The 23,993-nt window shown below is 28.4% G+C and carries 16 protein-coding genes and 1 other annotated feature; of the genes, 14 read left to right on the forward strand and 2 right to left on the reverse strand.

The window, feature by feature from the left end:
* Positions 1 to 87: 87 nt before the first annotated feature.
* From Q3304_RS10585 to Q3304_RS10640, 12 genes are all read left to right on the forward strand, one after another.
* Positions 88 to 1,548: an extracellular solute-binding protein gene (locus Q3304_RS10585; protein WP_243193903.1), complete on the forward strand. Its 1,461-nt coding sequence runs from the start codon at positions 88 to 90 to the stop codon at positions 1,546 to 1,548.
* A gap of 52 nt (positions 1,549 to 1,600) precedes the next feature.
* Positions 1,601 to 4,630, forward strand: coding sequence for an EAL domain-containing protein (locus Q3304_RS10590; RefSeq protein WP_407813844.1), 3,030 nt, complete (start codon positions 1,601 to 1,603; stop codon positions 4,628 to 4,630).
* Between the two features lie 76 nt (positions 4,631 to 4,706).
* On the forward strand, positions 4,707 to 6,776 hold the full coding sequence (locus tag Q3304_RS10595; RefSeq protein WP_407813845.1) for an ATP-dependent helicase: 2,070 nt from the start codon (positions 4,707 to 4,709) through the stop codon (positions 6,774 to 6,776).
* Between the two features lie 319 nt (positions 6,777 to 7,095).
* Positions 7,096 to 7,308 (forward strand) — a binding site (T-box leader).
* 225 nt (positions 7,309 to 7,533) lie between these two features.
* Positions 7,534 to 8,349 carry a transporter substrate-binding domain-containing protein gene (locus tag Q3304_RS10600; RefSeq protein ID WP_054269275.1) on the forward strand — a complete coding sequence of 272 codons (816 nt, stop codon included), beginning with the start codon at positions 7,534 to 7,536 and terminating at the stop codon, positions 8,347 to 8,349.
* Positions 8,350 to 8,376: 27 nt separating this feature from the next.
* A complete protein-coding gene (locus tag Q3304_RS10605) occupies positions 8,377 to 9,054 on the forward strand; it encodes an amino acid ABC transporter permease (RefSeq protein WP_054269276.1) in 678 nt (225 codons plus the stop codon).
* A gap of 58 nt (positions 9,055 to 9,112) precedes the next feature.
* Positions 9,113 to 9,835: an amino acid ABC transporter ATP-binding protein gene (locus tag Q3304_RS10610; RefSeq protein WP_054269277.1), complete on the forward strand. Its 723-nt coding sequence runs from the start codon at positions 9,113 to 9,115 to the stop codon at positions 9,833 to 9,835.
* 631 nt (positions 9,836 to 10,466) lie between these two features.
* Positions 10,467 to 11,618 carry a cysteine desulfurase family protein gene (locus Q3304_RS10615; protein ID WP_167640374.1) on the forward strand — a complete coding sequence of 384 codons (1,152 nt, stop codon included), beginning with the start codon at positions 10,467 to 10,469 and terminating at the stop codon, positions 11,616 to 11,618.
* 45 nt (positions 11,619 to 11,663) lie between these two features.
* Complete coding sequence (thiI, locus tag Q3304_RS10620; RefSeq protein WP_074179186.1) at positions 11,664 to 12,839, forward strand: tRNA uracil 4-sulfurtransferase ThiI; 1,176 nt, start codon at positions 11,664 to 11,666, stop codon at positions 12,837 to 12,839.
* A gap of 39 nt (positions 12,840 to 12,878) precedes the next feature.
* Positions 12,879 to 13,253 (forward strand): fluoride efflux transporter CrcB, encoded by a 375-nt coding sequence (gene crcB / locus Q3304_RS10625; RefSeq protein ID WP_407813846.1) that lies wholly within the window; start codon positions 12,879 to 12,881, stop codon positions 13,251 to 13,253.
* A 46-nt stretch (positions 13,254 to 13,299) separates the two neighbouring features.
* Positions 13,300 to 14,082, forward strand: coding sequence for a prepilin-type N-terminal cleavage/methylation domain-containing protein (locus Q3304_RS10630; protein ID WP_054276068.1), 783 nt, complete (start codon positions 13,300 to 13,302; stop codon positions 14,080 to 14,082).
* A gap of 242 nt (positions 14,083 to 14,324) precedes the next feature.
* Positions 14,325 to 14,963 (forward strand): nitroreductase, encoded by a 639-nt coding sequence (locus tag Q3304_RS10635; RefSeq protein WP_407813847.1) that lies wholly within the window; start codon positions 14,325 to 14,327, stop codon positions 14,961 to 14,963.
* 827 nt (positions 14,964 to 15,790) lie between these two features.
* The gene (locus Q3304_RS10640; RefSeq protein WP_407813848.1) at positions 15,791 to 17,461 is read left to right on the forward strand and encodes an EAL domain-containing protein; all 1,671 of its coding nucleotides are present in this window, start codon (positions 15,791 to 15,793) and stop codon (positions 17,459 to 17,461) included.
* Between the two features lie 112 nt (positions 17,462 to 17,573).
* On the opposite strand, the gene pflA is transcribed toward Q3304_RS10640, so the two are convergent.
* Together pflA and pflB are read right to left on the reverse strand one after the other, a co-directional pair.
* Positions 17,574 to 18,308 (reverse strand): pyruvate formate-lyase-activating protein, encoded by a 735-nt coding sequence (gene pflA / locus Q3304_RS10645; RefSeq protein WP_167640377.1) that lies wholly within the window; start codon positions 18,306 to 18,308, stop codon positions 17,574 to 17,576.
* Positions 18,309 to 18,467: 159 nt separating this feature from the next.
* Positions 18,468 to 20,699, reverse strand: coding sequence for a formate C-acetyltransferase (gene pflB, locus Q3304_RS10650; RefSeq protein ID WP_074179189.1), 2,232 nt, complete (start codon positions 20,697 to 20,699; stop codon positions 18,468 to 18,470).
* A 360-nt stretch (positions 20,700 to 21,059) separates the two neighbouring features.
* Between pflB and Q3304_RS10655 the strand changes: the two genes are divergently transcribed.
* Complete coding sequence (locus Q3304_RS10655) at positions 21,060 to 22,052, forward strand: calcium/sodium antiporter (RefSeq protein WP_407813849.1); 993 nt, start codon at positions 21,060 to 21,062, stop codon at positions 22,050 to 22,052.
* 90 nt (positions 22,053 to 22,142) lie between these two features.
* A complete protein-coding gene (locus Q3304_RS10660; RefSeq protein WP_054269406.1) occupies positions 22,143 to 23,765 on the forward strand; it encodes a DEAD/DEAH box helicase in 1,623 nt (540 codons plus the stop codon).
* Positions 23,766 to 23,993: the final 228 nt, after the last annotated feature.

Below are 23,993 nucleotides of genomic sequence, written 5' to 3' on the forward strand. Positions count from 1 at the left end.
TCAGTAAACGTTCTATAATTAATATAAATAGTGACGTTGCAGTTTTAATGCTATTATAAATTTTATAAATTTGAAGGAGTAGATTTTATGAATAGGCGTAAGTTTGCGAAATTAATTATCACATCAATGATTGTTTTATTACTTACAGGGTGTAGTTTGAAAAAGGAAGATAATTATAAGCTAGATCCAGAGAATCCGACATCGATAGAAATTTGGCATTATTATAATGGACAGCAAAAAATGGCTTTTGATAAGCTTGTTAAGGAATTTAATGATACTGTAGGTGCTGAAAAAGGAATTATTGTTGAAGCGTTTAGTCAAGGCAATGTAGTTGATTTATCAGAAAAGGTTTTAGATTCTGCAAATAAAAAAGTTGGTTCTGAAGATGTACCAAATATATTTGCAGCATACTCAGATACTGCCTATGAAATGGACAAATTAGGATTACTAGTGGACATGGACAAGTATATAAGTAAAGAGGAACTAAATGAATATATAGAAGAATATGTAGAAGAGGGTAGAATAAATTCTAATGATGAATTTAAACTTTTTCCAATTGCAAAATCGACTGAGGTTTTGATGATAAATAAGACTGATTGGGATAAATTTGCCAAAGCTACAAATTCAAATATAGATGATATAAAAACAATAGAGGGATTAACAGAAATATCAAAAAAATATTATGAATGGACAGATAGTTTAACAAAAGAACCTAACGATGGTAAAGCATTTTTTGGAAGAGATGCTTTAGCAAATTATATTATTATAGGAAGTAAACAATTAGGAGTAGAACTTTTTTCTGTTAAAGATGGAAAAGTTACATTAAATATTGATGAAAAAGTTATGAGAAAATTATGGGATAATTTCTATGTCCCATATATAAATGGGTATTTCGCATCTTATGGTAAGTTTCGTTCTGATGATGCAAAAACAGGAGATATACTAGCTCTTGTGGGTTCTAGCTCAGGAGCAGCATACTTCCCAGATAGAGTAATGTTAAATGACAATGAGAGTTATAAGATTGAAACATCTGTTTTTCAAGCTCCACGTTTTAAAGGAAAAGAAAAATATGCGGTACAACAAGGTGCAGGAATGGCTGTAACAAAATCCACTAAAGAAGAAGAATTTGCATCAGTAGAATTCTTAAAATGGTTTACAGATAAAGAACCTAATATAAAATTCTCTATTTCTTCTGGATACTTACCAGTGAAGAAAAAAACAAATGATTTAGATGTTATAAAAGAAGTTATGAAAAAAGATGATTTAAAGGTATCAGATAAAGTTGAGGGCTCATTAGTCTCATCTATTGAACAAATTAATAGTTGTAATTTATATACGAATAAAGCCTTTGATGGTGGAACTAAAGCTAGACAAGTTCTTGAATATTCAATGCTTGATAAAGCTAAAGAAGATTTAAATAAAATAAATGAATTAATAAAAAATGGAACTTCTAAAAAGGATGCAGTAACACAATTTAATAATGACAAGAATTTTGAAACTTGGTTCAAAAATTTTAAGGCTGAGCTTGAAAATGCTACAAAAGAGTAGGTGAATTGGCGGTTAATGTGTCGACATGCACAAAGGTATAGGTGGAATAAGTATGGAAAACAATCTAAGAAAAAATAATTCAATAATGAAAAAGATGATATTTCCCCTAATTATTGTTATGCTAATTCAAACAAGTTTATTTTGTGCCACAATTTTATGGGGAGGAACTATTCAGAAGTTAAATGACAACTCATTTGATATTTTAAATGAAAGAGTAATTAATCGTAAAAACTATATACAAAATGAGATGTTGCAAAGATGGTCAAAAACAAGTGAAACGGAATCCGCAATTAATTCATCTGTAAAGAAGGTCTTGGATGAAAATAATGCTTCAATCAAGGATGTAGGTGACAATGAAGAAATTAACAAAGAGATTATAAAAAATATATCAAGTGATTTGATATATCTTTTGAGAAAAAACTCTGTGACAGGTTCTTTTATAATCTTAAGTAATAAAAATATTGAAAATGATTCTATGAATAATAAAGGTGAAGTAAGCAAGACTGGATTGTACATAAGAGATTTAGACCCTAAATTTAACCCAAATGACAATTCTGATTTGTTAATTGAGAGAGGCTCATCAGATATAGCAAGAAACTTTGGAATATCTATGGATAGTTATTGGGCTCCAAAATTTTCATTTAAAAGTGAAAATACACGAAAGGGAGATAATTTTTTTTACAAGCCATTTAGAGCAGCGATTGATTACCCAAATGTATCAAGTTCTAATTTAGGTTACTGGGGAAGCCAGTTTCTATTGACAAATGCAGGAGATAAGGTAATGACATATTCAGTTCCTCTTATTTATGAAGATGGAACTGTATATGGAGTGCTTGGAATAGATTTAAGTATAAACTATTTAAGTGAATTACTGCCATATACAGAGATACATAGTAACAAAAAAGGTAATTACATTTTAGGTGTAGACAGGAATGATGATATGGCATTTGAAAATGTAGTTTCAAATGGATATTCACTAAAAGAAAAATTTTGGGATGGTTTACATTCTAATTTAGAACAGAAAGAATCTTATAAGAATGTATATAAGATTAAAAATGAAGAGGATGATTATAGTTGTGGTAATATTTATGCTAGTGTACAATATATAGATTTATACAACTCTAATACTCCATTTGAAAATGAACGTTGGGCACTTTTGGGTATTATTGAGGAAAAAAGTCTTTTGTCTTTTTCAAAAAGAGTTGAGAGGTTAGTTATAATTTCTATTGCAATTTCTTTAGCAATAGGACTTGTAGGTATTTATATAGCATCAAGATTATTTACAAAACCAATTGTTCTTCTAGCTAAAAAAGTTAGAAATAGTAACCCATCAAAACCAGTAAATCTTGATAAGATAAATATATCTGAAATAGATGAATTATCTTCGGCTATAGAGATACTTAGTGCAAATGTTGCAGACTCTTCTTCAAAATTATCACAGATTATTGAGATGGTAGATATGCCTATTGGGGCTTTTGAATTGTATAAAAATACAGAGAGCGTTTTTTGTACAAAAGAATTTTTTAATGTATTTATTACAGAAAAAGAATTTCAAGAATATGGTTATGTGAGAAAAGATAAGTTTCTTAAAAAACTAAAAGAGCTAGATGAATATTTACAGGAAAGTTATGAAACAGAAAATACGTACATATATAAATTTGAATCTGAAGATAAAAGGTCTAAGTGGGTAAGACTAAATATTGTTGAAGATGAGCTAAAGGTTCTTGGTGTTGTTGTAGATGTAACCAAAGAATTTATTGAGAAAAGGAAGATAGAATACGAAAGAGATTTTGATATTTTAACTAATCTTTTGAATAGAAGAGCATTTTACTCACAGATTCAAGAGAAATTTAAAAATAAAGATGAACTTAAGGTAGCAGCCTTTATTATGTGGGACTTAGATAATTTAAAATATATCAATGATACATATGGACATGATGCTGGTGATGAATACATTAGATGTGCAGCAGGTATACTTAAAAAGTTTATATCATGGAATGGTATAGTTTCTAGGCTTTCAGGTGATGAGTTTTATGTATTTATATATGGATATGAGAGTAAAGAGAGTATAAGAGATATTATCAATTCTGTTAAGATACAGATGAGCAATACATTACTAAAACTTCATGATGGAACAGAATTTAAAATAAGGGCATCAGCTGGGGTTTCTTGGTATCCTTATGATTCATGTAATTATGATGAATTAATGAGATATGCAGATTTTGCTATGTATCAAATTAAAAATACAATCAAGGGCGAAGTGAGTGAGTTTGATATTAATGTATATAATAAAGATTCATTCTTATTGAGTAATAGAGAAGAGTTAAATAAATTGATTGATGGACAACTTGTTGAATATGCATTTCAAGCTATTGTAGATTGTAAAGGAGAAGTCTTTGCATATGAGGCGCTTATGAGACCTAAAATAAAGACTTTCAGTTCTCCAGTAGATGTTATTAGATTGGCTCGTTCACAATCTAAACTGTATCAAATTGAGCGTATTACGTGGTTCAAAGCACTTAAATCATTTAAAAAATACAGAGATAAGTTTGGAGATTGTAAATTGTTTTTAAATTCTATTCCAAATAATAACTTATCAAGAGTTGATTTTGAGGAAATTGAAGATTTATATGGTAGATATTTAAATAGAGTTGTATTAGAAATAACAGAAAATGATAAAATTAATGAAGATTTTATTGAGAAAAAGAAATCTTATATAAGCCATTGGAATATAGAGATTGCTTTGGATGATTTTGGAACAGGTTACAATGGAGATGCTGTACTTTTATATATAATGCCAAATTACGTAAAGATTGATATGTCCATTGTAAGAGGTATTGATAAAGATGAAGACAGACAGAAAATATTAAAAAACCTTATTTCATATTCTAATGAAAGAGATATTAAAGTAATAGCAGAAGGTGTAGAGACTAAAAGTGAGATGGAAACATTAATTAATCTTGGAATAGATTATATGCAAGGGTATTATATTAGTAAACCATCATTTATCCCTGAAGATGTAAGTGATAAAATTAAGAAAGAGCTCAAGATGTGTCATGAAAATAGGAATGATGTGATTTAATAGAGGAAAAATTACATGTATTTTTATGAACTTTTGGTTTATAATTAAAAAGAAAATAATATAATTATAAATTAGGGTGGTGGAGCTAATAATCACAACAAATATAGATATAAGAAAGTTAAATGAAAATCAATTAGAAGCAGTTGAACATATAGATGGGCCTTGCATGATACTTGCAGGGCCTGGTTCAGGTAAGACAAGAGTAATTACATATAGAATAGCTAATATGGTCGTAAATAAAAATATAGCGCCAGCAAGAATCTTAGCAATAAGTTTTACAAAGGCATCTTCAATAGAAATGAAAAATAGAGCTTTAAGTCTAAGTGATGATATAAGACTCAATAAGGTAACTTATGGTACTTTTCACTCTGTATTTTTTAAAATCCTAAGATACTTTGAAAGGTATAATCTAGATAGTATATTTGATGAGAAATCAAAGCGAATAACAATCAAGGCAATACTAAAGAGCTTAAATATAGAAAATGCTGATGATGATGATGAGAATGTAGGACAAGTTATAAATGAAATTTCTTATGTAAAAAATGAACTTATGGATAAGAACGACTTTAATTCAGAGGTATTGACAAAAGATGAGTTTTTGAAGGTATATAATTTATATGAAGAACAAAAATCTAAAGTTAATAAAATTGACTTTGATGATATGCTTATAAAAACTTATTATTTACTTTTGAACAATAAGTCTGTATTAGAAATGGTTAGAAATGTATATAAATATATATTGATAGATGAATTTCAGGATATAAATAAAGTACAATTTGAAGTTTTAAAATTAATCTCGAATCCTTTAAATAACATATTTGCTGTTGGAGATGAAGACCAAAGTATATATGGTTTTAGAGGAGCAAGACCAGACTTTTTGCTTGAATTTGAAAAATATTTCAATAATACTAAAAAAATAATATTAGATGTAAATTATAGGTCTAAAAGTGAGATAGTACATATTGCAAACAGGCTTATAGAAAAAAATAAAAATAGATATGAAAAAATCATTAAATGTAGTCAAGGTACTGGAGGAAGTGTGAGTTATATTTGTCCACATGATTCAGAGGAGGAAGCCTTACATATTGCCAAGGAAATAATTGACGAAATAAAAAAAGATTATGTAGAGTATTCAGACTTTGCAGTGATTTATAGAACTAATATACAGTCAAGAGCATTGGTGGATGTATTTATGGATATGAGAATTCCATTTGTGGTAAAAGATTCAGTAATCACAATATACGACCATTGGGCGAGTCAAGATATACTAGCGTATTTAAGAATAGGTATTAATCCAAAGTCAAATAAAGATTGGTTAAGAATCATAAATAAGCCGTTTAGATATATATCCAAAGATAGTGTAAGTATGGCTAAAGATGAGAATGATTTTATAACAGCATTAATAAACAAATGTAATCTTCATCCTAAACAAATCAAAACAATAACTGATTTGGAAATAGATTTAAGTTATTTAAACACTTTAAACCCTAAAAATGCAATATCTTATATTAGAACTAGTCTTGATTATGATAGATATGTCTTAGATTATTGTAGTAACAGAAAAATAAAGACTAATGGTCTTGTAGAGATATTAAATGAGCTTGAGAGTTCAGCGACAAACTTTAATACTGTGACAGAGTTTTTAGAGCATATTGAGAGAGTAAAGACTGAGTTAATGGAAAACAATAAGAATAAACAGACTGATGGTGTCATATTTACAACTATGCATAGTGCAAAAGGATTAGAATTTAGAAATGTTTATATTATAGGCGTAAATGAAGGAACAATACCTCATGAAAAGTCATATGATATTTGTAAGGAAGAGAAAAAGGAAGAACAATTAGAAGAAGAAAGACGACTTATGTATGTTGCTATTACAAGAGCTGAAGAAAAATTGTGTATAAGTTCCACGTTAAATAAATATGGTAAAAAAATTGATAAATCACTGTTTATTAATGACATAAAATCTCCAACCAAAAAAGAAATTGATAGTATTGGTGTAGGTGATAAGGTATACCATAAAAAATTTCATGAAGGAGAAATAATTAAAAAAGATGGAATTATGTTTACAATAAAGTTTAAAGATAGGGAGCGAATTTTAGACCTGAAAACTTGCTTATTGAAGAATATAATTTATACTAGTTAATTTATAAACCCAACTTAGATAGAAAATGTATTATTTTATAGGTAAGAAAGAATTATATTATTTATGTATGATATTTAGGGCAAAGATATAGATATAAAATATATTATTAAAAAAATAGCTCAAAATATGAAAAATGTTATTTATTAATATCCAAAGAATATAAATAAATCTAAAAGATGCTATGTATGATTATCTAAAGAGTAGAGCCAAATATACATCGTAGTATTTAAATAATTTACAAATAAAATTATTAAAAAAATAAAAAACTTATTGACAAAAATATTATAAGGAAGTACAATTGTATTAACAATTTAAGGAAACAAATCCAGTGATAGAGAAAGTAGCATATATGGATTTACAGCGAGTTAGGGTTTGGTGTAAGCCTAGCAATGAAGTCTATGTGAAGAGAGCTCTGGAGGAGATTATCAGAAGTTTTTTAGTATGATAATTGGTCTGCCCGCCTTAAGGGATTGAGAGGATAAGTACTTACTTATCAAAAAGAGTGGTAACGCGGATATAATTCGTCTCTTAGCTGTAAAGCTAAGGGACTTTTTTGATTTTAAAATTAAAATATCCACATAGCTTAAAAGCTAAAATTCACAAATTTTGAAAGTTGTAAGAGTATTTATCAATAAGAGTGGTAACGCGGTAAAGTCGTCTCTTAGTCATTAAAGACTGAGAGACTTTTTTTGTAACTTGAAACATGAAAGTATTAAAATTTGAGGGAAATTATAATTAAAAGAGAGGGGTAATAAAAATGAAAGTATTTAAAAAATTATTAAGTTTAGGATTAGTATTAGGATTAACTTTATCACTAGTAGGATGTAGTGGTGGAGAAGAAAAAACAAAATTAGAGCAAATAAAAGAAAATGGAAAATTAGTTGTAGGTACTAGTGCAGAATTCCCACCATTTGAATTCCATAAAGTAGTAGATGGTAAAGATTCAATAAAAGGATTCGATGTAATGTTAGCTGAAGAATTTGCAAAGGAGCTTGGTGTAAAAGTTGAAATTAAAGATATGTCATTTGATGGATTAATAGGTGCTTTAAATGCAGACCAAGTTGACATAGTTCTTGCAGGTATGTCACCAACACCAGAAAGAGAAAAGAGTGTTGATTTCTCAGAGTTATATTATTTAAGTAGAAATGCAGTTATAGTTAAAGATGCAGATATAGATAAAGTAAAGACTGAAGATGATTTAAAGAAACTTAAAGTTGGAGTACAAGCAGGAAGTATCCAAGAAGAATATGTAGTTAATACTCTAAAAATGACAACTACTAAATCTTTAAAAGCAATACCTGATTTAATTACAGAATTAAAAAATGGAAACATAGATGCTGTTGTTACTAATGAAGCAGTTTCTTTAATAAATGTTAAAAAATATGATGGAATCAAAATGGCAAATACTGAAGTTGGTAAAGATGTAACAGAAGGTATGGCGGCAGCAATCAAAAAAGCTGATAACAACAAAGACTTTATAGAATTATTGAATAAAAAGATAAAAGAATTACAAGATGGTAAAAAAATAGAAGAATTTTTAAATGAAGCATCTACTGAAGCTGCTTCAAATTAGTAAGAAAGTTATGTGGGAGATGAAATTATGAGTTTAGATTTTAGTTTTTTAAGTAGATTTGGAACTTCTTTTCTGGAAGGAACAGGTGTGACAGTAGGAATTTCTCTTGTGGCATTATGCTTTGGATTTATAATAGGTATAATCATCTGTATGGCAAGAATATCCAAGAGTAAAGTATTAAGAGCAATATCATCAATCTATATTGAGATTTTAAGAGGAACACCATTATTAGTACAGATATATATAGTATGGTTTGGATTACCTCAATTAGGAATAAGATTCCCTATGTTATTTGGTATACCAAGTGAATTTATAGCTAGTGCATTTGCATTATCAGTAAACTCTGGAGCATATGTGGCAGAGATACTTAGATCAGGTATACAATCAGTTGATAATGGACAAATGGAAGCAAGTAGATCACTAGGATTAAATTACTGGTCAACTATGAGATATATAATAATACCTCAGGCTATAAAAAATATACTACCTTCATTAGCAAATGAGTTTATTACACTTGTAAAAGAATCTTCAATAATCTCTGTAATAGGAGTTGTTGAAATAATGCGTACTGCTGATATAGTAAAAAATGCAGCATTCAAAGCATTAGAGCCATTAATAGTAGCAGCAGCAATTTACTTTGTTATAACATTTACTCTATCAAGATTAGTTGGATTATTAGAAAAGAAACTGTCTGTGTCTAACTAGATGAGAGCGTGTTTAGCATTTAGGGAAAACATAGAATAGTAAAAAGGAAAGTGATAATATGATTACAATAAAAAATTTAAGTAAATCTTTTGGAGATTTAAATGTATTAAAAAATATAGACTTAGAAATCGCTAAAGGCGAAATAATGGTTATAGTAGGTCCTAGTGGTTCTGGTAAAAGTACACTTCTTAGATGTATGAATTTACTAGAAATACCTACAGGTGGAGATATAATATTTGAAGGAAAAAATTTGGTTGATAAAAAAACTAATATTGATGAAATTAGACAAAATATAGGTATGGTGTTTCAAAACTTTAATTTATTCCCACATAAGACTATTTTAGATAATATAACATTAGCACCAATTAAATTAAAAAAGATGACTAAAGAAGAAGCAGAAAAAAAAGCAGAAGTTTTGTTAAGTAGAGTTGGTCTTTTAGATAAAAAAGATTCTTATCCATCACAATTATCTGGAGGTCAGAAGCAGAGAATAGCAATAGCTAGAGCACTTGCTATGGAACCCGATATGATGTTGTTCGATGAGCCAACATCCGCTCTTGACCCAGAAATGGTAAACGAGGTTCTTGATGTTATAAAGGAACTTGCAAAAGAAGGGATGACAATGGCAATTGTAACTCATGAGATGGGATTTGCGAAAGAAGTAGCAGATAGAGTTATTTTTATAGATGGAGGAAGTGTACTAGAAGACAATACTCCAGAAGAAGTTTTTGGAAACCCAAAACATGAAAGAACTAAATCATTCTTAGCAAAAGTATTATAATATGTAAAAAGGATGTTATTGATATTAGAAATTCAATACATCCTTTTTTTATGATGATTAATATAATTTAAAATTATATTAATCTTATTTTGCTAAATTTTTGCAGAAAAAAAGAGCTCGGGGTAAGCTCTTTTTTTCCACCGAATCAATTTCCGTTATCAATCCGATTTTTAATAAATATAAAATATATCCTTATGAAAGGGTATTGGGAATAGATATATTAACTAACTAGGGTTACCAGGGGGATAACCTTAATTTATTATAACAAAATGCGACACAAAAATCAATATTTTTTTTGATGTAAATTATAAAAGTTATTTTTATAACAAGTAAGCTTATAAAAATAACTTTTATAGTAAAAATAAGCATATGTATAATATAATATATTTATTTTATATAATATATTATTTTATCATATATTGTATTTTATAACGTATTTTTGTAGGATATAATATAAGCATATTATATTTTACTATAAAACTTTATAATAAAGTGAAAAAACTAATTTTTTATGAAAGAATATTTTGTAAATTTAAGATTGTCTTTTTAATAAAGATTAACAAAAAAAATACTATAATTAGTGGTATAATAGTTAGAGCTGAAATTTTAAATAAAGGTAGGTGTAATTAAGTTGGAAATATACTTAGACAATAGCGCAACTACAAAACCTTATCAAGAAGTTATAGATAAAATGGTGTATGCACTTAGTACGGATTATGGAAATCCTTCTTCTGTTCACAGAAAAGGTGTAGACGTTGAAAAAGGAATAAAAGAAGTAAGACAGGTTATAGCTAAATCTCTAGGAGCGAAAGAAAAGGAGATTTATTTTACATCAGGTGGTACAGAATGTAATAATACTATAATAAGAGGAGTTGCAAACTTAAATAAAAAGCGAAAAAATCATATAATATCTACTAACATAGAACATCCTTCTGTTTTAAATACATTGAAGGATTTAGAAGAAGATGGTTTTGAAGTAACTTACTTAGAGGTCGGAAAAGATGGAAAGATAAATATAGAAGATTTAAAGAATGCAATAAAGTCAACTACATGTTTAGTAAGTATGATGCATGTTAATAACGAAATAGGAACCATACAGCCAATAGACGAAGTCGGAAAGTATTTGAAGTCTTTAAAAGAAAAGATATATTTTCATGTGGATGCTATTCAATCATATGGAAAAATTAATTTTAGACCATCTAAATACAATATAGATTTTATGAGCGTGAGTGCACATAAATTTCATGGACCAAAAGGAATTGGATTTATGTATATAAAAGAAAATAATCGTCTTAAGCCTATGTTAACAGGTGGAGGACAGGAAATTGGGATTAGGTCTGGAACAGAAAATGTACCTGGTATATATGGGCTTGGAGAAGCTGTCAGAATACTAAATAAAGATTTAGATGCAGTTATTTCAAAAGTAAATAATTTAAAAGATACATTTAAAAATAAAATAATTGATAATATAGAAGATATAAAAGTTAATTCTCCAGAAGATGGTGTATGTCATATATTAAATATATCATTTAGAGGTACAAAAGGAGAGGTATTACTTCATTACTTAGAACAAAAAGGTATTTATGTATCAACTGGCTCTGCATGTTCTTCTAAGAAGAAGGGTAGCCATGTTTTAAATGCTATAGGTCTTACAAATGAAGAAATAAATGGAACAATAAGATTTAGTTTATCTGATATGAATACAGAAGAAGAAATATCAGAAGTTGTAGAAGTATTGAAAGAATCAATTTGCGACTTAAGGTCAATAATGAGAAGGAAATAAAGAATACAGTATAAATAATGAGAATAAATTAGTTTAAGAGGTGAAATGGTGTATAATATATTAATAGTAAAGTATGGAGAAATTGGAGTAAAAGGGAAAAATAGATATATATTTGAAAATAGACTTATAAGAAATATAAGAAATATGTTAAAACCAATTGGTAAATTTAATGTATATAAAGAATATGGAAGAATATATGTTGATTTAGAAGATTATGATTATGAAGAAGTAATTGAAGAAGTTAGAAAAGTATTTGGAATAGTGGGTGTATGCCCTGGAGTAAGAGCTAAAAAAGATTATGATACATTAAAAGAAATAGCTTTAAAAATGTTAGAGGAAAAAATAGAAGCTGGTTATAAAACGTTCAAAGTAGAGTCAAGAAGAGGAGATAAATCTTTTAGATTGACTTCTCAAGAAATGAGTATGGATATAGGTGGATACTTATTATCAAAGGTAGGAGATAAGATTGATGTTGATGTAAGAAATCCAGAAATTAAAATAAAATGTGAATACAGAGAATTCCATACTATGGTCTATAGTGATACTATACCTGGATATGGTGGATTACCACTTGGAACAAATGGTAGAGCTATGTCTCTTTTATCAGGAGGGATAGATAGTCCAGTAGCAACATGGATGGTTGCAAAAAGAGGTATGGAAGTAGAAGCAGTACACTTCCATAGTTATCCGTTTACAAGCGAAAGGTCACAAGAAAAAGTTAAAGACTTAGCTAAGATATTGGCAAAGTATTGTGGAAGAGTAAGACTTCATAAAGTTAACATATTAGAAATACAAAAAGCAATTGGCGAGAATTGTAATGAAGAAGAAGCTACTATTCTTTCAAGAAGATTCATGATGAGAATAGCACAGAAGCTTTCTGAAAAAAGACATTGTGATGCTTTAATTACAGGTGAAAGTATCGGCCAGGTTGCATCTCAAACAATACAAGGTCTTACTTGTACTAATGCTGTTGTAGATTTACCAGTATTTAGACCACTTATAGCAATGGATAAATCAGATATAGTTGATATAGCCAAAAAAATAGGAACTTTTGAAACATCTATAATTCCTGAAGAAGATTGTTGTAGCGTATTTTCTCCTAGAAAGCCTGTTACTAAACCTAGGTTAGAAAAGATAGAAAAATCTGAAACAGCACTTGATATTGATGGATTAGTACAAGATGCAATTGATAGAATAGAGGTTGAAGATATAGAATTCTAATATACAAGTGATTTTAGCCTCTCGGGGGAGGTGTTATATGTGATTCATATATTGTGTGTTGGTATTGGAGGATTTTCTGGTGCTATATTAAGATATTTAATATCTTTAAGATTTGCAGAAGCTAAGTTTCCATTTGGAACTCTAATCGTCAATGTTATGGGTGGAGTTTTGATTGGTTTTATCATGGAAATGAGTACAAGAACAAATTATATTTCTGATAATTTGAAATTATTTTTAGTAACTGGTCTAATGGGAGGTCTTACTACATTTTCCACATTTAGTTTTGAGAATGTAAAGTTTTTTGATAGTGGCAATTATATGTTATTTGCGTTAAATATATTCTTAAATTTAATGTTAAGTATTTTAGGAGTTTTTATTGGAAGAACTCTATGCAGACAATTTGTTAATATGTAGTATTTTAAAGTAAGTACTATAATTTTATTTAATGGGAATGATTATTATGAATAAAAAGGGTTTTACACTAATTGAATTATTGGTAGTTATATCTATAATAGGAATTTTAGTTATAGTCGCAGTTCCAGCACTATTTAGAAATATAGAAAAAAGTAAAGCAGTTACATGTCTTTCAAATAGGGAGAATATAAAGACTCAAATTGTTATTGCAATGGCTGAGGAAACAAGTAAAGACAAGAAGGAACTTATAAAAGATGTATTAAAAAATAAAGATGGAAAATACTTTGAAACAGAGCCAAAGTGTAAATCAGGTGGAACATATTCAGCAGAATTTGATAATGGTTATGATGGAATAACTGGAGAAGAAAGTATAGCAAAAGTGTATGTTACTTGTACAGAACATCCAGATGGTGTTGAGATGGCTAGAGATGTATATCAAAGTATGACAGATTTAATTGCATCATTTGCACAAGACCCTTCTATAATACCAGGAAATTCAAAAAATAATGATGATTTTAGAAATTATTTGTTGGATAATAAGTATAAAAATGGTTGGCCTAAAATTCCAGAGGAATTTAAGAAAAAGTATGATTTAGGAAAAGAGCCATTGTATATACAACCATATGCAAATAAGCCTAATACAAATGAAGCTAATGTAGTTGTATTTGCAAACACTTCAACTAAAGGTAATTGGTATGCTTCTTTAATTTATGATTACGATGAAGCTAAATGGTATAAAGGTAAAAGTGGTATTTCTGTAGCAAATAAAACATGGGAAGTTTTAAAAGAAGAAATCCATACTAAATCTGGTTGGGGTCCTTTAAATTAATATGATATATATTACTGGTATTGATTAGACTATAGAATAATATTCTCTATAGTTAATTAATACCAGATTTTATTTTGAATATTTTATTGGTGCAGTATGATTATTGAATATTTACTATTTTAAAGTCTTCACATATAAACTAAAAATAACTATAATAAGAATATAAAGAATATTAGTTAAATACTAAATTTTTATCAAATTTAGTATTTATACTAAGTAATACATAAAAGGGGAATAGATATATGAATAATTTACAAGATAATCAAACAATAAACTTAATACAAAGTCGTAGAAGTATACGAAAATTTACAACGGAGCAAATTACAAACGAGCAACTAGATACATTGTTACACTGTGCATTTGCAGCACCTTCGGGATGTAATAAACAACCTTGGCATATAAGTGTTGTGCAAGACCAGAAACTTTTAAAAGAGATTAGTGATGATACCTTATCCAGAATTCATGAAGTTAGTAATGTTGAGATAAATAAGAATTTTAAATTATTTTATGGTGCACCAACTGTTTTATTTATTTCTTATGATGAAGAAAATTCATGGGCTCCATATGATGTAGGAATACTTACAGGAAATGTAACTACAGCTGCACAAGCATTAGGATTAGGAAGTTGCATAATAGGAATGGTTAGGGGCTTATTTACACCTGTTGAACAAGGGGATATAGCAGGTCTTGTGAGTGTATTAGATGACAATGATGTAAAAGAATCAGATTCAATAAAGATGATGTTTGATACAAATAAAAAATATAGAGAATTGTTGAATATACCAGAAGGGTATTCTGTACCTTTTGGTATTGCTATAGGTGTCCCAGATGGAAATCTACCAAAAGCTAGAGATGTTGTTTATAAAGTTTCTAGAGCTTAGAATATCAGATTAATCAAATGACTATATAAATTTATATGATTAAAAAAGATAACATAAGACTGAAAATAAAAATTTGTTTATTTTTAGTCTTATTTTTTATTATTTTATATTTATAAATGAAAAAAAAGTGAAGTAGATTTGTTAGTCTAAGTATATAAAATAAAAATTATAAAGTTGAGAAGTATAAATAAGCACTTTATAATATTTTGGAAATAAATAGCAAAACATTGAAATGAAGAAAAAAGAATGTTAAAATAAAATGAAAGTAACCCTTAGTTATAAAAGGGCTTTTTTTTATACCTATAAAAATCTAAAAATATTACACTTAAAAACCAATCTAAAAAATTTTTCATTTCTAATAAACAAGTACACATCAATAAAATAAAATTAAACCTAAAAACAGTAAAATATTTATAAATTTGATTGTTAATTAAGTGCATTTTCTTTGAAAAATTATGTATAAAATTGAAGAAAAGTTCCAATTTTTTGAATAGTAACTTTTTTATAACAAATGGAAACTATTGGAAGTGAAAAATAATGATAATTATAATAAAAATATCTTTTTAATTAAAAAATATTAATGGATTAAGTATATTATATAATTATACATTTAAATATTTCTATCAAATCAATAAGGACAAATAATAATTAAGAGTAAGTGGCTTAGAAATAATGAAGATAAAAGAAATAGTAAAATAGAATAATTTAGATAATAATATTTTATTGATAAATTACACCAACTGTAAACTATAACCCTACTTTAAAATTATTTTTATTATAAGTAGGGTTATAATATTACTATATTAATTATATTGTAGGGGGAAAAGATGAGAGAAGAATCGAACTCTTTAAATTTAAATCATATAGAAATTTTCTTTGAACTTTTGTCTCAAAGTACAGAAGACTATATATTTTTTTGGGACATAAACAGGAATAAATTTAAAATTTCTTCAGCAGTTTTTGATGAATTTAACTTAAGTAAAGATGTAGATTCTGATGTAGTAAATTGTTGGAGTAAAATTATTTATCCAGATGATGTTCAAGTGTGGAAAGATGATATACAAGCGTTGATAGATGGAAAAAAAGATGAACATAATCTAGAATATCGATTAATTAATAAATATGGAGAAGTAGTATGGATTTCTTGTAGAGGGAAGGCTTACATATCAGAAGATAAAAAAACTATAGTTTTGGTTGGAAGAATAAAGAATATTGGTGAAAAAAATAAGTTTGATTCTATCACTGGAACATGGAATAGAGAACAGTTCGAGTACTGGATGAATTATATCATAAAAGAAAAGACCTATGAAAGTGGAGCTATATTTATTATGGATATAGACAATTTCAAAAATATAAATGAAAAATATGGTCACTCTTATGGTGACAAGGTCTTGCGTGCAATTGCTACCGAAGTGTTAGACTATTTACCAAAAGATGTTCGATTGTATAGATTAGATGGAGATGAATTTGCATTTTTTTACCCTATGTGTACTAAAGAGACTATAAATAAAATCTATGAAAAGATACAGATGTATACCAATACCCAACATGAGATTGAATCGAATAAGTATTATTGCACAGTAACTGCGGGGGTTGCTATGTATCCACAGGATGGAGATACTTATTTGGACTTATTCAAACATGCTGATATTGCACTAGATATAGCAAAGATAAATGGAAAGAATAGAATTAAGTTTTTTTCACCAGAATTATACGAAAACAAACTAAAGGTAATTTCAATGCAACATAAGCTAAGAGAAAGTATTGAAAATAACTTTAATGACCTTGAACTATTTTTTCAGCCACAAATAGATGCAGCCACAAGAGAAGTAATAGGAGCCGAGGCACTTCTAAGATGGCATTCAAGTACTTATGGAGAAGTATCTCCTATTGAATTTATACCAATCTTGGAGCAAAGCAATTTGATTATACCAGTGGGGAAGTGGATTATAAAAGAAGCTATAAAACAGTGTAAAGAATGGCATAAAATAAATCCAGACTTCAAGATATCTGTAAATGTATCGTACATTCAATTAAAAGAAGATTTTTTTAGAGATTTTATAGTTGAATGTTTAATAGAGTACCAATTAAGACCTGAATTTTTAATTTTGGAGTTAACAGAGAATTGTTGGATACCAGATATAAATTTACTGAATGATAAGTTTATTAGCTTAAAGGGTATAGGAGTACATATTGCAATAGATGATTTTGGTACAGGATATTCATCTTTAAATTACCTTAAAGAACTGTCTGTTAATATAATAAAAATTGAAAGAAGTTTTGTTAAGAATATTACATATAATAGCTATGAACATACTTTCCTTGAATATATCATTAAATTGGCTCACATCATCAACTTAAAAGTTTGCGTTGAAGGTATAGAGTCTTATGAAGAATATGATATAGTAAAAAGTCTAGGTGTAGATATTATTCAAGGATTTTTATTTGGAAGACCTGTGAGCGCATCTGAGTTTTATAAACTTCAATTGTCAAAGTAAATATATAAAAAATGATAGGTATAGAAGATAATGTAGTAGTATATTAAAATAGGGTAAAGTACAAGTTTTTAAAAAGCTTATACTTTACCCTATTTCATTGTGCAAATATATCTTAACTATTATATACTTTTACCCCAAATTTAGATATTATTTCACTAGCTTTTTTAATATCTTCTTTACTAGCATCAGGAACATCTTTTAGTTCATAATCTATTCCTAGATTCTCCCATTTGTGTATTCCCATAGAATGGTATGGTAGTAATTCAAATCTTTCTACATTTTTTAATGTAGCTACAAATTGACCTAGTTTTTCTAGGTTATCTGTATCATCAGTAATGCCAGGAACTAAAACATGTCTTATCCACACAGGGATATTTCTTGAGTCTAAGTGTCTAGCAAGTTTTAGAGCTTTATCCATACCAACACCAGTCAAATCAATAGATTTCTCTTCAACCATATGTTTTAAATCAAGCAAAACTAAATCAGTATTATCTAGAATTGGGTCTATGGTTTTTATATCTACAAATCCAGATGTATCCAAACAAGTGTGTATATCATTTTCTTTTGCTTTTTTAAATAATTCACTCAAAAATTCTGGCTGAAGAGTAGATTCTCCACCAGAAGCAGTTATACCGCCACCAGAGAACTTCATAAAAGAAGTATACTTAAGAGCATCAGTTATTATCTCATCAACTGTATATTCTTTCCCTGACTTAGTATCCCATGTATCTCTGTTATGGCAGTACTTGCATCTAAGTGGACATCCCTGAAAAAATAATATATATCTTATTCCTGGCCCATCTACAGTGCCAAATGTTTCTATAGAGTGTATCTTTCCCTTAATCATAGAGTTCACCTCACAATATATTTTAATGACTTTATTAATAGTTATAATATTTGTCTAAAAAAAGCCATCCTATACCAGAAATAATTCAAATATAAGATGGCCTTTTATTTTTATTTTCTACACAGTAGTAATCTTAGCTAAAGTATAAAAATTTAAAGACTAAGCCATTTTACCGTGGAATGTTCTGTTTATAACATCTAATTGTTGTTCTTTTGTTAATTTTATGAAGTTAACAGCATATCCAGATACTCTTATAGTTAATTGTGGATATTCTTCTGGATGTTCCATAGCATCTTCTAAAGTAGCTCTATCAAATACATTTACATTTAAGTGATGAGCATTTTGAGAGAAGTATCCATCCATCATTGCAGAAAGATTGTTTATTCTTTCATTCATATCTTTTCCTAAAGCAGCTGGTACTATAGAGAAAGTATTAGATATACCATCTTGAGCATGCTCATATGGTAATTTAGCAACTGAAGATAATGAAGCTAAGGCACCATTAGTATCTCTACCATGCATTGGGTTAGCACCAGGAGCAAATGGAGCACCAGCTCTTCTACCATCTGGTGTATTACCAGTTTTCTTACCATAAACAACATTTGAAGTTATTGTAAGTATAGATTGAGTTGGATAAGAATTTCTATAAGTTTTATTTTTTCTTATTTTATTCATAAAGCTCTCAACTAACTCTACAGCTATACTATCAACTCTGTCATCATTGTTTCCGTATTTTGGATAGTCTCCTTCTATTTCAAAATCAACAGCTATTCCTTGTTCATTTCTAATAGTTTTAACTTTGGCATGTTTTATAGCAGATAATGAGTCTGCACAAACTGATAATCCAGCCATACCACAAGCCATAGTTCTGAATATATCTCTATCATGTAATGCCATTTCTAATGCTTCATAAGAATATTTATCATGCATGTAATGTATTACATTTAAAGTATTTACATATAATGTTGCTAACCAATCAGTGAATGGTTCAAATTTACTTATAACTTCATCATAATCTAAGTACTCAGAAGTTATAGGCTCAAATCTTGGCCCAACTTGAACGCCAGATTTCTCATCTATACCACCATTTATAGCATATAATAAAGTTTTTGCTAAGTTAACTCTAGCTCCAAAGAACTGCATTTGCTTACCAATTTTCATTGCAGATACACAACAAGCTATACCATAGTCATCTCCCCAGTATGCTCTCATTAAATCATCATTTTCATACTGTACTGAACTTGTATCTATAGATACTTTAGAACAGAAATCTTTGAATCCTTGAGGTAATTTAGTTGACCATAGAACTGTTAAGTTTGGTTCTGGAGAAGGTCCTAATGTATATAGAGTATTTAACATTCTAAATGAGTTTTTAGTAACTAATGTTCTACCATCTATTCCCATACCTCCTATACACTCAGTTACCCAAGTTGGGTCTCCAGAGAATAGGTTATTGTAATCAGGAGTTCTTAGGAATTTAACCATTCTTAATTTCATAACAAAATGGTCCATATATTCTTGTAATTCTTCTTCTGTTACTATTCCTGCTTTTAAGTCTCTTTCAAAATATATGTCTAAGAAAGTAGATGTTCTACCTAAAGACATCGCAGCACCATTTTGGTCTTTAACAGCACCTAAATAACCAAAGTATAACCACTGTACAGCTTCTTTTGAGTTAGTCGCTGGTTTTGATATATCAAACCCATAAGACTGAGCCATCTTTTTAAGTTCATTTAAAGCTGATATTTGCTCAGCTATTTCTTCTCTTAGTCTGATAACTTCCTCATCCATGCAAGAAACTTCTAATGATTCCTTTTGCTTATTTTTATCTTCTATTAAGGCATCAACACCGTATAAAGCAACTCTTCTATAGTCACCAATTATTCTACCTCTACCATAAGCATCTGGAAGACCTGTTATTATACCAGATTTTCTAGCTGCTCTCATTTCTGGAGTGTAAACATCAAAAACTCCTTGGTTGTGTGTTTTTCTGTATTTAGTGAATATATCTTTTATTTCTGAGTCTAATTCATATCCAAAAGCATCACATGAGTTTTCAACCATTTTTATACCACCATATGGCATAACAGCTCTTTTTAAAGGGGCATCCGTTTGTAACCCAACTATTGTTTCTAATCCTTTATCTAAATATCCTGGAGCATATGCAGCTATTCCAGAAACAGTTTTTGTATCAACATCTAAAGTACCACCATTTTCTCTTTCTTCTTTAAATAAGACCATAGCTTTGTCCCATAGCTTTTTAGTGTTTTCAGTAGCACCAGCTAAGAAAGAGTCATTTCCTTCATATGGAGAATAGTTTAATTGTATAAACTCTCTAACATTTACTTCTTTAGTCCATCTTCCTGTTTTAAATCCTTGCCATGCATTCATTAAGTATTTCCTCCTTAGATTTAAATGATAAATAATACTATTAAAATTAATTTTTATATACTTAATTTGTTTTATATATTTTTTAAAAAATATATTTTCTAATATAATAATAACATATTATCAGTATCCTGTATACACAAAAAAATAAAAAATTGTCGTTTTAAAGTATAAAACAAATTATATGTTATTAATGTGATGAAATTATACCCATATATAAATAAAATGAAACAGATAAATGATTAATTAACAATAATATATTTTTTAAATCCTAAACTTGAAATAAATAAATTTTATTATGAAAAAAAGAAAAGCATACATCTTCATAAATTGAATATTTATTTAATAGGGGGAGGTGATATATTGTTTATCACAGTGATATTATTTTTAGTAGGTTTCCTATTAATTACTAAAGGCGCAGATATCTTTATAAATTGTACTGTAGAGATAGGTAGAAAAACAAACATATCAGAAATCATACTTGGAGCAACTATCGTTAGTTTTGCGACAACATTACCTGAATTTACAGTGTCTTTACTTGCTTCTATTGATGGTCATACTACAATGAGTTTAGGAAATGCAGTTGGTTCTATAATATGTAATACAGGGTTAGCATTAGGATTAGTTGTTTTTATAAGTCCATATAATGTAGATAAAAAAATGTTTTTTTCTAAGTCTTTACTATTAATAGTATCTGTTATAGTTTTAATTTTATTGGGTTTAGATGGAGTTATAACAAGAGGGGATTCGTTATTACTTATAATAATATTAATCTTTTATATGGTTAATAATTATAGAAGTGTAGTTGGAAAATCTACTAAAAATAGAAATATTAAAAATAGTACTATTAAAGATATATCTACTAAAAAGAGTAAGAATTTTAGAGGTTTTTCTGTAGTAGAAATTTTAAAAATACTAGCACTTTTTGCTACAGGTTTGATAATGATGATAATTGGTTCACAAATTCTTATAGAGAGTGGAGTAAGAATAGCTAGTTTTTTAAATATACCTCAAGGTATAGTAAGTTTAACTATAATAGCACTTGGAACTTCTCTGCCAGAGATAGTTTCATCGATTACTGCTATAAGAAAAAATCATCATGAAATATCAGTAGGAAATATTTTAGGTGCAAACATATTGAATATAGTATCAGTAATAGCCGTATCAGCAATACCAAATAACATACCAATATTATCCCAAAATAGGCAATTGGATATACCATTTATGATATTATTATTATTAATAGTCATAGTACCAACGCTTAAATCAAACAGACTTAGCAGAATACAAGGGATATTGATGTTATTTACATATTTTCTATACATATCAATTTTGTATTTCATGTATATTATTTAACTATACTGTTAAAAATATTAATTGCAGAATATCCTAAAAAAGTATATAATGGATAGGTTAAGATTAATTGATAACGGAGAGGAATAATATATGAATATAACAAAGTTTGAAGATTTACCAATAAGTGAAGGAATAAAAAAAGCTATAGCTGAAATGGGGTTTGAAGAGCCATCTCCTATACAAGCACAGTCTATACCTGCGATTTTGTCAGGTAAAGACGTTATAGGACAAGCACAAACTGGTACGGGGAAAACAGCAGCTTTTAGTATACCTATACTAGAAACAATAGACCCAAATAATAGAAGTTTACAAGCTGTAGTACTTTGTCCAACAAGAGAGCTTGCAATACAAGTATCAACAGAAATAAGAAAGCTAGCTAAATATTCGCACGGAATAAAGACATTACCTATATATGGTGGTCAACCAATAGATAGACAAATAAAATCTCTAAAGAGTGGAGTACAAGTTGTAATAGGTACACCAGGACGTACAATAGACCATATCAATCGTAAAACATTAAAAATGGATAATGTAAAAATGATTATATTAGATGAAGCAGACGAAATGCTAGATATGGGATTTAGAGAAGATATAGAAATGATTTTAAGCAAGATTCCTGAGGAAAGACAAACAACTTTCTTTTCAGCTACTATGCCAAAAGGAATTTTGGAATTAACTAAGAGATATCAAAAAGACCCAGAACATATAAAAGTTGTTAGAAAAGAACTTACAGTTTCAAATACAAAGCAATACTATATAGAAACTAGGTCATCAAATAAATTAGAAGTATTATGTAGATTAGTTGATGTATATGACCCTAAGTTATCTGTTGTTTTCTGTAACACTAAAAGAAAAGCAGATGAATTAGTAGGAGATTTACAAGCAAGAGGATACTTTGCAGATGCTTTACATGGTGATTTAAAGCAGACTCAAAGGGATATAGTAATGGATAAGTTTAGAAATGGTACAATAGATATACTTGTTGCTACTGATGTTGCAGCTAGAGGTATAGATGTTGATGATGTTGAATGTGTATTCAATTATGATTTACCACAAGATGAAGAGTATTATGTTCACAGAATTGGTAGAACTGGTCGTGCTGGTAGAGAAGGTATGTCATTTACTTTTGTATTTGGAAAAGAAATGAGAAAGATGAAAGATATAGAAAGATATACTAAATCTAAGTTGATAAAACATAACATACCAACAATAACTGATGTTGAAGAGAAAAAAGTAGGTACTTTCTTCGCACAAGTTAAGCAAACTATTGAAGAAGGACACTTAACTAAACAATTACAATGGTTAGAAAGCTTCTGTAATGATGAAGACTATGCAATGGTTGATATAGCTGCTGCACTTGTGAAGTTATCTCTAGGTGAAGAAATGAAAGAAGAAATAATAGAAGAAAAACCTAGAAGAGAGCGTGGAGAACGCGGAGATAGAAAAGGTAGTACTGGAGCTAAAGATGGTATGATTAGATTATTTATCAATATTGGTAGAAATCAAAGAGTACAAGCTAAGGATATAGTTGGTGCTATAGCTGGAGAGGTTGGAATACCAGGTAAAGTAGTAGGAACTATAGATATATATGATAAGTATACTTTTGTTGAAATACCTAAAAAAGATGCTAAGACAGTAATTGAAAAAATGAAAGATATTAAGATAAAAGGTAATAAGATTAATATAGAAAAAGCGAATAAAAAGAAAAAATAATTTATAGCATGTAAAAATATAATTAGAAAATATATAAAATAATATATTGAATATTTAAAAAGCCTAATGTGTTTTCAAAACAGATGTGTAGAGTCTGTAATAGTTAACAACATAAGGCTTTTATTGTTTTATATAATATTATTATGAGGAGCATTTTAAAAATAATTTATAATTTGACTTAGTAGATGTAAAAAAAATTAAAATCTATAACAAAATAAAAATTAATAT

The sequence above is a fragment of the Clostridioides sp. GD02377 genome (assembly GCF_045899875.1).
Taxonomy (GTDB): domain Bacteria; phylum Bacillota; class Clostridia; order Peptostreptococcales; family Peptostreptococcaceae; genus Clostridioides; species Clostridioides difficile_A.